The following is a 12,550-nucleotide window of genomic DNA, read 5'->3' as shown; positions in this document are numbered from 1 at the left end:
GCCGGGCGCGGGCCCGGCCGGGCCCCGGGGTTCCTCGTGGCCGAGGGCGGTGACGGCTAGGCCGTGACGATCCGCTCCTGACCGGCGTAGACGTTGCAGCGCTCGCCACGCAGGAACCCCACCAGGGTCATCCCGAACTCCCTGGCCAGGTCGACGGCCAGGGACGAGGGCGCCGACACCGCGCAGACCGCCGGGACGCCGGCCGCCAGCGCCTTCTGCATGATCTCGTAGCTGGCCCGGCCGCTGACCATGAGCACGTGCTCGGCCAGCGGCAGCCGGTCCGCCAGCGCCGCCCAGCCGACCAGCTTGTCCACGGCGTTGTGCCGGCCGACGTCCTCGCGCAACGCCAGCAGCGTGCCCGTCGCCGAGAACAGGCCCGCCGCGTGCAGCCCGCCGGTCTTGCCGAACACGCCCTGGGCCGCCCGCAGCGCGCCCGGAAGGCCGTAGAGGACCTCGGGGGTGAGCTGGAGCGAGCCCCTGGGGATCGGCTTGCACCGGCCGTGCAGCGCGTCGAGGCCGGCCGAGCCGCAGACGCCGCACGCGCTGGAGGTGAGGAAGTGCCGGTCGAGCGCGGGCAGGTCGGGCACCGGGCCGTGCAGGCGGACGGTGACGGTGTTGTAGCGGGCCTCGGGCGGCAGGTCGTCGTCCGTGCAGTACGCGATGGCCGCGATGTCGTCCGGCCCGGCCAGGCCCTCGCCGCTGAGGAACCCGGCGGCCAGCTCGAAGTCGTGCCCCGGGGTGCGCATGGTGATGGCCACCGTCTTGCGGGTGCCGTCGCCGCCGGTGAGGCGGATCTCCAGCGGCTCCTCCGTGGCCAGGTCGTCGCGCCGGTCGCGGGCCCCGGAGCCGGCCAGCTCCCGGATGCGGACGCGGGTGGTGGGCCCGGGACGCGCCTTCACAGCGGCCGCACGGTGACGAGCGCGTTGTAGTCGGGGATGCGCGCCTGTGGCGAGCGCCGGGCCTCGTCGAGCAGGACGTTCCCCTCCGGCCAGTGGATCTGCAGGTTGCCCGGCATCAGCGGGGCGCGCAGCACCTTGCCCTGGTAGGAGCGCTCGCCCGCGCGCAGCTCGACCGGCGCGCCGTCGGCCAGGCCGAGCCGGTCGGCGTCGTACGGGCTCATCAGCACGGCCTCGCGCGCCGCGCCGTTGAAGCCGTCGAGCCGCTCGTGGACCATGCTGTTGAACTGCTTGCCGCGCCTGGTCGCGACCTTGAACGTGCCGTCGGGGCGCTCAAGGGCGGGCGGCTCGACCACGGAGAAGACGGCCAGCCCGTCGGGCGTCTGGAAGCGGCCGTCGGCGAAGAGGTGGCGGCCGCCGTACTGGACGTTGTCCCCGAACTTCCGCAACCCGGAGATGCCCTGGTAGAACGGCACGACCTGCTCGATCTCCGCACGGATCTGCGGAGTGCCGGTGAACCGCACATGGTCGGCTATCTCCGGACGGGTACGGGCGGCCAGCTCGGAGAAGATCTTCCACTCCGGCCACGCCTCGCCCACGCGCGGCCCCTCGACCTCGGGCGAGAAGATGATCCGCCGCTCGGTGGAGGTCTCGGTCACGCCGCCGACCATCTCGTAACGCGTCTGGGCGGGCAGCAGCAGCACGTCGCCCTCGCCCGGCACGAGCATCTGCGAGGAAAGCACGATGTCGATGTGCACCCGCAGCCCCAGCCTGGACAGCGCCTCCCGGCAGTAGGCCGGGTCGGGCAGCACCTCCAGGAAGTTGCCGCCGGAGGAGACGAGCGCGTCGAGCTCGCCCCGGTGGGCCGCGTCGATCATGTCGGTCGCGGTCAGCCCGGCCGTGTCGGGCACCTGGAAGCCCCACAGGTCGGTGAACTTGGCGGCGTTGGCGGACGTGATCGGCAGGCCGCCGGGGAAGCCGGTCGCGTACGCGCCCATCTCGGCCCCGCCCTGCACCCCGCTGTGCCCCCGGATCGGCATCAGCCCGCACTTGTCGCGCCCGAGGAAGCCGCGCGCGAGCGCCAGGTTGACGATCGCCCGGACGTTGTCCTCCCCGTAGGCGTGCTGGGTGATGCCCATCGACCAGACCAGCACCGCCGAGCGCGCCTTGCCGAGCAGCTCGGCCAGCCGGAACATCTGCTCCTTGGTCGCCCCCGAAAGCGCTTCGAGCTCGGCCCACGACTGGGCCTCGACGGCCTTGCGCGCCTCCTCGAACCCGGACGTGCGCCCGGTCACGAACGCCTTGTCCACCCAGTCGTTCTCGATGAGGTGCTTGAGCACGCCGTTGAGGAAGCCGATGTCGCCGCCGACGTTCACGCCGAAGAACTCGTCGGTGATCTTCGTGCCGAACAGCGCGGACTCGGCGTTGGAGGGCACCCAGTACTTGTCCATGCCCGGCTCGCGGTAGGCGTTGACCATGGCGATCCGGGTGCCGGCCTTCTTGGCGTGGTAGAGGTACTTCATCGCGACCGGCTGGTTGTTCGACGGGTTCGAGCCGATGAAGACGATCAGGTCCGAGCCGATCCAGTCGGTGTAGGAGCAGGTCGTGGCCGCCGCGCCGATGGTCTGCTTGAGCGCGACCGTCGAGGGCGAGTGGCAGATGCGGGCGGCGTTGTCGACGTTGTTCGTGCCGAGCGCCCGCACCGCCTTCTGCGCCGCGTAGTAGTTCTCGTTGGGCACCCCGCGGCTGGTCAGGTACGTGCCGAAACGCGCGCCGCGCAGCCGCTCGGCCGCCACCCGCAGCGCCTCGTCCCACGTGAGGCGGGTGAAGCCGGGCTCGCCGGCCCGCCGCAGCATCGGGTACGGCAGCCGCCCCAGCTCCCGCAGCTCCGCGCTCTTGCGCCCGGTCAGCCCGGAGACGTCGCGCAGCAGCGACACGTCGAGCGCGGGCATGGTGTTGAGCGGCAGTAGGCGCAACCTGATGTTGCACAGGTGGATCTCGTCCATCGTCCAGTCGCGCATGCCGTGCGTGCCGAGCGCGCAGCCGTCGCAGGTGCCCTGGTTGAGTATGCGCCAGGCGTAACGCCTGTTCCCCTTGACCGACCTGAACGCCTTCCACAGCTCCAGGTAGTTGTTCGGCTTGCGCAACCCGAGGCCGAAGGGCCGCCACGAAGCCCAGTTGCGAGGGTCAGGACGTCTGCTCATCCCCCCATCTTTACCCCTCATGCGGACTTCGAGACCAGCCGGTGCGGTGCGACGACCTCGGCGCGGGTTCGGCCAAGATAGGGGGATGGCCTCCTCGCGCTACTCCGACCTCGACCGTCCGCCGCTCTCGGAGGCCGCGCTCAACCGCGCGCTCGTGCGTCCGGGCGGCTTGTGGACGGGCGTCACCGTCGTCGAGACCACCGGCTCGACCAACGCCGACCTCGCCCTGGCCGCCCAGGCCGGGGCCGAGCAGGGCCGGGTGCTGGTGGCCGAGTCGCAGGTCGCCGGCCGGGGCCGGCTCGACCGTGCCTGGTCGGCGCCGCCGCGGTCGGGGCTGACGTTCTCCGTCCTGCTCAGGCCCACGGCGCCGGTTCCGACCCAGGGGTGGCTGCCGCTGCTGTACGGCGTGGCCGCCGTCTCCGCCGTGCGCCGGCTGGCCGAGGTCGACGTGCGCCTGAAGTGGCCCAACGACCTGCTGGTGGGCGAGCGCAAGCTGGCCGGGGTGCTGGCCGAGCGGGTCGACGACGCCGTCGTCATCGGCATGGGGCTCAACGTCTCGCTGCGCGCGGAGGAGGTCCCGGTCGAGACGGCCACGTCGCTGGCCATCGAGAAGGCGGCCTGCGTCGACCGCGACCCGCTGCTGCGGGCCGTGCTGCGCGAGGTCGAGAGCCACTACCGCGAGTGGGAGGCGGCCGGCGGCGACGCCGAGGCCGCCGGGCTGCGCGCCGCCTACCTCGCCGCCAGCGCCACGGTCGGCCGCGACGTCCGGGTGGAGCTGCCGGGCGAGCAGGTGCTGACCGGGCGGGCCACCGGCATCGACGGGTCCGGCCACCTCCAGGTGGAGTCCGGCGGCGAGCGCTACACGCTGGGCGCCGGAGACGTCGTGCACGTGCGGGCCGCCCGATGAGCAAGGGCGTAGCCGCTCGGCCGGGTTGGTGGCAGCATGTGCGGCATGACCCTTCCCGACCACCATCTGACGCAGGGTGAGCAGCGCGTCCGATCCTTCCATCCCCACTGGAAGCGCCTTGTCGGCCCGTTCTTCGCGCTGATCCTCATCGCCGCGGCAGCGGGTGCGGCCCTCTACTTCTTCCCCACCGCGTGGGGGGAGAGCGTCACCTCCTACGGCAGGATCGCCGTCGTCGTCATCGCCGTGATCCTGCTGACGATCTTCTCGTTCGTGCCCTACCTGCAGTGGAAGAACACGGGGTACGTCCTGACCACCCACCGGTTCACGATCAGCATGGGCGTGCTCAACAAGTCCACCGACGAGATCCCGATGGCCAAGGTCAACACCGTCAGCTCCGACCAGACGTTCATGGAACGCATGCTCGGCTGCGGCACGCTGACCGTCGAGTCCGCGGGCGAGCGCGGCCAGATCGTCCTGCGCGACATCCCGCGCATCCAGGACGTCCGCATGGACCTGTTCAAGCTGGTCGAGGACGCGTCCGACGGAGAGATCGACGGCCACTGAGGTTGGCGTAGCCTGCTGATCGTGAACGCCACCCAACCGCCCGGCAGGCCGACGGCCGAGCAGATCGAGCGCGCGCTCGTCGGCATGCCGGCCCGCCACACCCGCGCGCAGGTCGCGGCCGGGGCCGGGGTGTCGCAGGAGCTCGCCCAGCGCATCTGGCGGGCGCTCGGCTTCGCCCAGTTCCCCGACGACGCCGTGGCGTTCAGCGACGCCGACGTGGCCGCGCTGCGCCGGGTGCGCAGCCTGATCGACGGCGGCCTGCTCGACGAGCAGACCGTCATCCGCATGGCCCGCGCGCTCGGCCAGACCACCGCCAGGCTGGCGCAGTGGCAGGCCGAGATCGTGATCGGCACGATGGTCCCGGACTCGCGCACCGACGCCGACCTGAACGGCGTCCTCGACACGGCCAAGGCCCTCCTGCCCGACTTCGAGCACCTGCTGGTGCACGTGTGGCGGGCCCAGCTCGCCGCCGCCGGCACCCGCCTGCTGGCCGTCGCCGACGACCAGGACGAGCGGGGGCCGGCCCGCGTGTCGATCGCCGTCGGCTTCGCCGACCTGGTCTCCTTCACCCGGCGTTCGCGCGAGCTGGACGAGCGGGCGCTGGCCTCGCTGGTCGAGGGCTTCGAGTCGCGCGCCGCCGACGTGGTGGCCGCGCACGGCGCGCGGCTGGTCAAGACGCTCGGCGACGAGGTGCTGTTCACCGCGCCCGCCCCGGCCCAGGCCGCGTCGATCGCCCTCGACCTCGCCGAGAGCCTGGAGCTGCGCATCGGCATGGCGTACGGGCCGGTCGTGCCCATGATGGGCGACGTGTTCGGCACCACCGTCAACCTGGCCGCCCGGCTCACGGCCATCGCCCGGCCGGGCACGATCCTGGTCGACTCCGAGCTGGCCGAGGGCCTGGCCGGAGCGCCGGACGGGATCGAGGTGCACAAGATCCGGAGGCGGCCCGCAAGAGGGCTCGGCGTGGTCCAGCCCTATGTCTTGCGGAGATCATCCTCCTGACACAAGATGGCTGCCATGCCGTACGAAGTGCAGGGCGTGATCGCCCGCGGTAAGGGCCAGGAAGTTTCGCTGGAGACGGTGGTCGTCCCCGACCCCGGGCCGGGCGAGGCGGTGGTGAACGTGCAGGCCTGCGGGGTCTGCCACACCGACCTGCACTATCGCGAGGGCGGGATCAACGACGACTTCCCCTTCCTGCTGGGCCACGAGGCCGCGGGCACGGTCGAGGCCGTCGGCGAGGGCGTCACCGGGCTGGCGCCCGGCGACTTCGTGATCCTCAACTGGCGCGCGGTGTGCGGCCAGTGCCGCGCCTGCCTGCGCGGCCGGCCGTGGTACTGCTTCGCCACCCACAACGCCACCCAGAAGATGACGCTCAAGGACGGCACCGAGCTGTCGCCCGCGCTCGGCATCGGCGCGTTCCTGGAGAAGACGCTGGTGGCGGCCGGCCAGTGCACCAAGGTGTCGGCCGAGGCGCCGGCCCAGGTCGCGGGCCTGCTGGGCTGCGGCGTGATGGCCGGCATCGGCGCGGCGATCAACACCGGCGGCGTGACGCGCGGCGACAGCGTGGCCGTGATCGGCTGCGGCGGCGTCGGCGACGCGGCGATCCTCGGGGCGTCGCTGGCCGGGGCGTCCCGGATCATCGCCGTCGACGTGGACGACCGCAAGCTGGAGTGGGCCCGCGGGTTCGGCGCCACGCACACGGTCAACTCGCGGGAGAACGACCCGGTCGAGGCGATCCGCGACCTGACCGGCGGGTTCGGCGCGGACGTGGTGATCGAGGCGGTCGGCCGGCCGGAGACGTACGAGCAGGCGTTCTACGCCCGCGACCTGGCCGGCACGGTGGTCCTGGTGGGCGTGCCGACGCCGGAGATGCGGCTGGAGCTGCCGCTGCTCGACGTGTTCGGCCGCGGCGGCGCGCTGAAGTCGTCCTGGTACGGCGACTGCCTGCCCTCACGGGACTTCCCTATGCTGATCGACCTGTTCCTGCAGAACCGGCTGCCGCTCGACCGGTTCGTCACCGAGACGATCGGGCTCGACCAGGTCGAGGAGGCGTTCGCGAAGATGCACCGCGGCGAGGTGCTGCGCTCGGTGGTGGTGCTCTGATGATCGACCGCGTCATCACCTCCGGCACGTTCTCGCTCGACGGCGGCACCTGGGAGGTCGACAACAACGTCTGGCTGGTCGGCGACGCGCGCGAGGTCGTGATCATCGACGCCGCGCACGACGCCGACGCCATTGCCGCGCGGGCCGGCGGCCGCCGGGTCAAGGCCATCGTGTGCACCCACGCCCACAACGACCACGTCAACGCCGCCGCCCGGCTGGCCGAGCTGACCGGCGCGCCGATCCTGCTGCACCCGGCCGACCAGGTGCTCTGGGAGCAGGTGTACGGGCCGGAGGTGGCGTATACGCCGCTGGCCGACGGCGAGAAGATCACGGTGGGCGGGGTGGCCCTGGAGGTGCTGCACACGCCGGGCCACTCGCCGGGCGCGGTCTGCCTGCACGTGCCCGACGCGGGCGTGCTGTTCAGCGGCGACACGCTGTTCAAGGGGGGCCCCGGGGCGACCGGGCGGTCGTACTCGTCGTTCGACACGATCATCGAGTCGATCGCCGGGCGGCTGCTGTCCCTGCCGCCCGAGACGGTCGTGCACACCGGTCACGGCGACTCCACGTCCATCGGGGCGGAGGCGCCGCACCTGGAGGAGTGGCGGGCGAGGGGCCACTGACCTGCGGGGTCAGGTGACTGTGACGCCTCTAACATAGGCAAGCCTTACCGAAGTGAGCTATCTTAGGTGTGCCTAACCTAAAGGCGTCCCCTTCTGCTCGCTTGAGAGGCCTGTCTCCGGATGTATGTGTGCATTTGTCGTGCTGTGACCGAGAACGAGGTCCACGACTGCATCGCCTCCGGGGCGAAGAGCGCGAAACAGATTCGCGACACCACTGGGGCTGGTGGGGACTGTGCCCGTTGTGTACGGAAGATCTGTGCGATCCTGAAGCAGTCTGAAGAACTGACGACCGCATAGCCGCACCGTGACGAGGGGCCCGTTCATGCAGGGCGACAAGCAGATCATCGAACTCCTCAACGAACAGCTGACCGCCGAGCTCACGGCGATCAACCAGTACTTCCTGCACGCGAAGATGCAGGAGAACTGGGGATACACCAAGCTGGCCAAGCACACGCGCGACGAGTCCTTCGAGGAGATGCGCCACGCCGAACGGCTGACCGACCGCATCCTGTTCCTCGAAGGGCTGCCCAACTACCAGCGCCTCGGCACGCTGCACATCGGCCAGACCGTCGAGGAGCAGCTCAAGGCCGACCTGGAGGTCGAGCTGGCGGTGGTCGAACGGCTGCGCCCGGCGATCCAGCTGATGAGGGAGAAGGGCGACATCACCTCCGCCCGCATCTTCGAGGACATCCTCGAGGACGAGGAGGAGCACATCGACTACCTGGAGACCGAGCTGGGCCTGATGCGCAGCCTGGGCGAGCAGCTCTACCTCGCCCGCTACGCCGAGCCCCAGTCCGTCGACGACTAGATCAGCCGATGGTCAGCGGCAGGGTGTAGTTGGCGCTGCGCAGGAGGGGCTCGAAGCCGGCGCGGGTGTAGACGCCGACGGCTCCCGTCGGGTTGTGCGCGTCGACGCCCAGCCCCGCGGTGTCGAACCCCTGGTCGCGGTAGGCGGCCAGCGCGCACGCGATCATCGCGCTCGCCACGCCCTTGCCGCGCCACTCGCGGAGCGTGCCGATGATCTGGATCCAGGCCCGGCGCGCCCCGGCCTGCTCGTTGTACCCCTCGAACGTGTGCGTGAGCAGCATGCCCACGACCTGTCCCTCGTGCAGGGCCACGAACGAGGACTCGGGGAGGAAGTGCCGGGTGCCGACGATGTAGGCCTGCCAGCTCTCCGGCGTGTGCGGGACGTTGCCCCAGTGGTCGACGAACGACTCGTTGCGCGCCTGGCGGGCGCCCTCGTCGAACTCGGGGGCCCAGGTGACGACGGACACGCCGTCGGGGGGCGTGAACCGGGGCAGCTCTCCGGCGAGTGACCGTCCCATGTAGGCGAACCAGCGGTTCGGGGTGAACCCGGCGCCTTCGGCCAGCGCCTTGAGACCGGCGTTGGCGTCGTACACGTTGAGGTGGAGCTCCAGCGGGACGCCGGGAAAGGCCTTGGCGCTCAGCACGGGCGCCGTGTCGATGCCCCAGTCGAGCAGGCGCCGGCCGAGGCCGCGCCTGCGGTGTCCGGGGTGCACGCCGCCCAGCATGCGCATGGTGTGGGCGTCGGTCACGGACTGCCTGACCGGCAGGTAGCCGTAGGCGACGATCCTGCCGGCGTCCCGGGCCGCGAGGGTGCCCGCGTCCAGGTCGAGCAGGGGGTGGGAGAGCTGCTTCCGTACGTCTTCGAGGTCGTGGACCTCGCCGGTCCTGTCCTCGGCCTCGATCGCGGTCAGCAGGTCGGCGAGCGGCTCGGCGTCGTCACGGGTCAGCGGTCCCCACTTCAGGCTCATGGCCCGCAGCCTAGGCGAGCCCGGCACGGCACCCCAATGGCCGCAGTGTACGGATGTCGGGACAATCCGGCGTCCTGGACCAGAGCCCCCGTTCTCTCCGGCCCCACCGCCCCCGGGCCGTCCACGGCGGCCTGACGGATACTGGGGGAGGCGAGCCCAGGACACCTGTGAGGGAGTGGTCTCCATGCTCTATCTCTTCGGCTTCGAGCGCATCGGCGTGGCCGTCGGCGACCTGTACTTCGTCGACCCCGACCCGGGGGAGCACCAGGAGGGCGCCGAGCACGGCGTGCGCCTGGAGATCCGCAGGCTCGCGCCGGGCGAGCTCAAGGGGTCGATCTACTCGGCCCGTCCGATCGTCGTCGATGAGCTCATCTGGCGGGTCGACCTGCTGGAGTCGGTCGACGGCACGCCGGGCAGCTTCGACCGTACGCACCACCACCCGGGCTCCAGCGGCTGGGAGCCCGACCGGCGGGTGTTCGACGAGGAGCTGTCGGCCGAGCCGCTGAAGTGGCTGGGGGAGCGGCTGGCCGACCTCGACGGCGTGCTGCGGCAGTCGGGCGTCGATCCCGCCGAGGTCGGCCCGGACGACGCGGCGAGCCTGCGGGAGACCGCCCCCGAGATCGTCGACACGGTCCGCCGCCTGCTCGACCGGGTACGCGCCGGCGAGCTCGGCACCGCCCCGGCCGGCGGCCCGGCGGCCTCCGTCCGGTCGAGCTGGCTCTGAACGGCACGTTCCAGGCATTCCGGCGCCCGGATCGGGGTATCACGCTCCGGGCGCCGCGCCAGAGGGCGACGCGTCCCGCGGATGCGGGCGTCCGTGGTGTGATGGGAAAGCCTGGAGCGCTTTGTGTTTTCCCCTCGATAATCGCGGTAATTTAATCACGACTAACCCTTATTTAGCTTCGTTTGCCCAGGTCAATGGATAGGTCAACGACAAGTCAAACCGCGCGCTGTGCCCGGGAAACGATCGCCTAAGGTCCTACGATCGCTTCATGACCTGCGTACTTCTCGCCGAGGATGACACCTCGATCTCCGAGCCACTCGCGCGTGCGCTACGCCGCGAGGGCTATCAGGTAGAGGTGAGCCCCGACGGCCCGCAGGCCCTGGAGAGGGCCCTGTCGGGCGGCATCGACCTCATCGTTCTCGACCTCGGGCTGCCAGAGATGGACGGTCTGGAGGTCGCCCGCCGGATCCGTGCCGAGGGGCACGGCACCCCGGTTCTGATACTCACGGCCCGCGTCGACGAGGTGGACACCGTCGTCGGCCTCGACGCCGGCGCCGACGACTACGTGACCAAGCCGTTCCGGCTGGCCGAGTTGCTCGCCCGGGTGCGCGCGCTGCTGCGGCGCGGCACCTCCGAGACCCCGGTCGTGCAGGGGGTCCGCATCGACGCCGACTCCCGCCGCGCCTGGATGGGGGAGAAGGAGCTGCACCTGACGACCAAGGAGTTCGACCTGCTGCGGGTCCTGGTCCGCGACGCCGGCAAGGTCGTCACCCGGGAGCAGATCATGCGCGAGGTGTGGGACACCAACTGGTGGGGTTCCACCAAGACCCTCGACATGCACATCTCCTGGCTGCGCCGCAAACTCGGCGACGATGCCGCCAAGCCCCGATACATCACGACGGTCCGGGGAGTCGGCTTCCGGTTCGAACGCGAGTAGGCGCATGCGCCGTCGACTGCTCTCCTCCACACTGGTCGTCGCGGTCATCGCGGTCCTGTTGCTGGGGGTCCCCCTGGGCGTCGTGGTCAGTCGTCTGATCGTCGACGAGGCGGCTCAGGAGCTCGGGGCGGAAGCCAAACGTCTTGTGGGCGAGGTCGAGTACGCCCGGGTCCAGGAGACCCCGCTCGACCCGCAACAACTGGAGCAGAAGTACCCGGGCAGGTACATCCAGATCTGGGAACGCGGAACCCCTCTGCGGGTGACCGTCGTCGGCACGGCGCCGGCGTCGGGTCACCTGATGACCGAGGACGCACAGACCAACACCGGTGTCTACGTCCGGATCAGTCGTGACCGGGATCAGGTCGAGCGCGACGTCCGGGCCAGGCTGCTGCTGATCGTGGCGCTGGCCGTCGCGGCGCTCGCGGTGGCCGTCAGCCTGGCCGTCGTGCAGTCACGCAGACTGACGCTGCCCCTGCAGGACCTGGCGAAGATCGCCGAGCGGCTGGGGTCGGGCGACGCGCGGCCCAGCAAGCACCGCTACGGCATCCCCGAGCTGGACCGCGTGGCCCAGGTGCTCGACCGCAGCGCCACCCGCATCTCCGACCTGCTCACCCGCGAACGCGAGTTCGCCACCGACGCCTCCCATCAGCTCCGCACGCCCCTGACCGGCCTGACCATGCGCCTGGAGGAGATCGTCGCCGCCTCGAACGAGCCGGAGGTCGTCCGCGAGGAGGGCGAGGCAGCCATCGTGCAGGCCGAGCGCCTGACCGCGGTGATCGACGAGCTGCTCGCGGCGGCCCGTCGCCAGCGCCACGCCCAGGCCGAGCCCGTCGCCATCGACGAGGTGCTCATCCAGCAGATCACCGAGTGGGAGCCGGTCTTCCGCGAGGCGGGCCGCACGCTGCACCTCGACGGCACCCGCGGGCTGAAGGCGATGGCCACCACCGGCGGCTTCGGCCAGGTCATCGCCTCGCTGCTGGAGAACTCCCTGCGCCACGGCGGCGGCACGGTCACCGTCACCAGCACCTGCGGCGACAACTACATCGTGATCGAGGTCGCCGACGAGGGCCCCGGCATCGCCGACGAGATCGCACCCAAGATCTTCGAACGGAACGTCAGCGGCGGTGGCGGCACCGGCCTCGGGCTCACTCTCGCCCGCGCGCTGGCCGCCGCCGACGGCGGACGGCTGGAACTGGTGCGCCGCCGGCCGGCGACGTTCGCCATCTTCCTGCGCCCGGCCGAGGAGGACAGCAGGAACCGCGTGGTCAGCGGTCCTGCCTGAGCTCCGGCAGCTCCACCGGGATCGGCTCGGTGGCCTCCAGGAACACCCACTTCTTGTACGACCAGTAGCGGAACAGCGTGCCGAGGCCGACGCCGGCGAAGTTGGCGATGTTCAGGCTCAGGCCGTCGTGCAGGTGGAGGGTGTACTTGGTGAAGCCGATCACCAGCAGGCCGAAGAGCAGGGCGACGCCGTTGAGCAGGAAGAACAGGAAGTATTCGCGGCCGAGGCCGCTCTGCTCGCGGTGGCGGAAGGTCCAGAAGCGGTTGCCCAGGTAGGCGAAGGTCGCCGAGAGCGTGGTGGCGAGCACCTTGGAGGTGAGGGGGCCCCACTCGAAGCCGAGCAGGAAGAGGTTGTAGACACCCGTGTCGAGCAGAAAGGCGACGGCCCCAATGCTCCCGAATTTGGCCAGTTCGTGAACCAGGGACTCGAACCGCTGGTAGAGGCGCTTGGCAAACTCCACGTCCGCGCTCGGTCCTTTCCCTCGTCGAGACTGACCACCTCAGCGTACCGGCGATGTCGTACGGCCGGTGTCAGAGGG

General features: G+C 71.0%; 14 protein-coding genes. 10 read left to right on the top strand and 4 right to left on the bottom strand.

The window, feature by feature from the left end; translation table 11 throughout:
* Positions 1-56 precede the first annotated feature (56 nt).
* Together fdhD and ABT158_RS37470 are read right to left on the bottom strand one after the other, a co-directional pair.
* Positions 57-899, bottom strand: a complete 843-nt coding sequence (gene fdhD / locus ABT158_RS37475) for a formate dehydrogenase accessory sulfurtransferase FdhD (protein ID WP_352361831.1) — start codon at positions 897-899, stop codon at positions 57-59.
* The gene (locus ABT158_RS37470; RefSeq protein ID WP_352361829.1) at positions 896-3,100 is read right to left on the bottom strand and encodes an FdhF/YdeP family oxidoreductase; all 2,205 of its coding nucleotides are present in this window, start codon (positions 3,098-3,100) and stop codon (positions 896-898) included. The genes fdhD and ABT158_RS37470 overlap by 4 nt, the downstream gene beginning before the upstream one ends.
* An 85-nt stretch (positions 3,101-3,185) precedes the next feature.
* On the opposite strand from ABT158_RS37470, the gene ABT158_RS37465 reads away from it, so the two are divergent.
* The 7 genes from ABT158_RS37465 (at position 3,186) to bfr (ending at position 8,102) form a co-directional block, all read left to right on the top strand.
* Entirely contained in the window at positions 3,186-4,007 is an 822-nt protein-coding gene (locus ABT158_RS37465) for a biotin--[acetyl-CoA-carboxylase] ligase (protein WP_352361827.1), read from the top strand.
* A gap of 45 nt (positions 4,008-4,052) precedes the next feature.
* Complete coding sequence (locus tag ABT158_RS37460) at positions 4,053-4,571, top strand: PH domain-containing protein (RefSeq protein WP_352361824.1); 519 nt, start codon at positions 4,053-4,055, stop codon at positions 4,569-4,571.
* Positions 4,572-4,655: 84 nt separating this feature from the next.
* Positions 4,656-5,573, top strand: a complete 918-nt coding sequence (locus ABT158_RS37455; RefSeq protein ID WP_352362102.1) for an adenylate/guanylate cyclase domain-containing protein — start codon at positions 4,656-4,658, stop codon at positions 5,571-5,573.
* Between the two features lie 15 nt (positions 5,574-5,588).
* A complete protein-coding gene (locus ABT158_RS37450) occupies positions 5,589-6,674 on the top strand; it encodes an S-(hydroxymethyl)mycothiol dehydrogenase (RefSeq protein ID WP_352361822.1) in 1,086 nt (361 codons plus the stop codon).
* Complete coding sequence (locus ABT158_RS37445; protein WP_352361821.1) at positions 6,674-7,294, top strand: MBL fold metallo-hydrolase; 621 nt, start codon at positions 6,674-6,676, stop codon at positions 7,292-7,294. Before ABT158_RS37450 ends, ABT158_RS37445 begins: the two co-directional genes overlap by 1 nt.
* Positions 7,295-7,414: 120 nt before the next feature.
* Positions 7,415-7,591 (top strand): (2Fe-2S)-binding protein, encoded by a 177-nt coding sequence (locus ABT158_RS37440; protein WP_125632481.1) that lies wholly within the window; start codon positions 7,415-7,417, stop codon positions 7,589-7,591.
* Between the two features lie 25 nt (positions 7,592-7,616).
* Entirely contained in the window at positions 7,617-8,102 is a 486-nt protein-coding gene (gene bfr, locus ABT158_RS37435) for a bacterioferritin (RefSeq protein ID WP_352361818.1), read from the top strand.
* A gap of 1 nt (position 8,103) precedes the next feature.
* Here the strand turns inward: bfr and ABT158_RS37430 are convergent, their stop codons facing one another.
* Positions 8,104-9,069: a GNAT family N-acetyltransferase gene (locus ABT158_RS37430; RefSeq protein ID WP_352361816.1), complete on the bottom strand. Its 966-nt coding sequence runs from the start codon at positions 9,067-9,069 to the stop codon at positions 8,104-8,106.
* 184 nt (positions 9,070-9,253) lie between these two features.
* Between ABT158_RS37430 and ABT158_RS37425 the strand changes: the two genes are divergently transcribed.
* The 3 genes from ABT158_RS37425 to ABT158_RS37415 all read left to right on the top strand — a co-directional run bounded on the left by ABT158_RS37425 (position 9,254) and on the right by ABT158_RS37415 (position 12,012).
* Entirely contained in the window at positions 9,254-9,793 is a 540-nt protein-coding gene (locus tag ABT158_RS37425; RefSeq protein ID WP_352361814.1) for a hypothetical protein, read from the top strand.
* 268 nt (positions 9,794-10,061) lie between these two features.
* A complete protein-coding gene (locus tag ABT158_RS37420) occupies positions 10,062-10,730 on the top strand; it encodes a response regulator transcription factor (protein ID WP_043620820.1) in 669 nt (222 codons plus the stop codon).
* Between the two features lie 4 nt (positions 10,731-10,734).
* Entirely contained in the window at positions 10,735-12,012 is a 1,278-nt protein-coding gene (locus ABT158_RS37415; protein ID WP_352361812.1) for an ATP-binding protein, read from the top strand.
* Here ABT158_RS37415 and ABT158_RS37410 read toward each other — a convergent pair.
* A complete protein-coding gene (locus tag ABT158_RS37410) occupies positions 11,996-12,472 on the bottom strand; it encodes a GtrA family protein (RefSeq protein ID WP_352361810.1) in 477 nt (158 codons plus the stop codon). The genes ABT158_RS37415 and ABT158_RS37410 overlap by 17 nt on opposite strands.
* Positions 12,473-12,550: the final 78 nt, after the last annotated feature.

It is taken from the genome of Nonomuraea sp. NPDC001636 (genome assembly GCF_040298265.1).
In the GTDB taxonomy this organism is placed as follows: domain Bacteria; phylum Actinomycetota; class Actinomycetes; order Streptosporangiales; family Streptosporangiaceae; genus Nonomuraea.
This window is presented reverse-complemented; position numbering and strand designations above follow the sequence as displayed.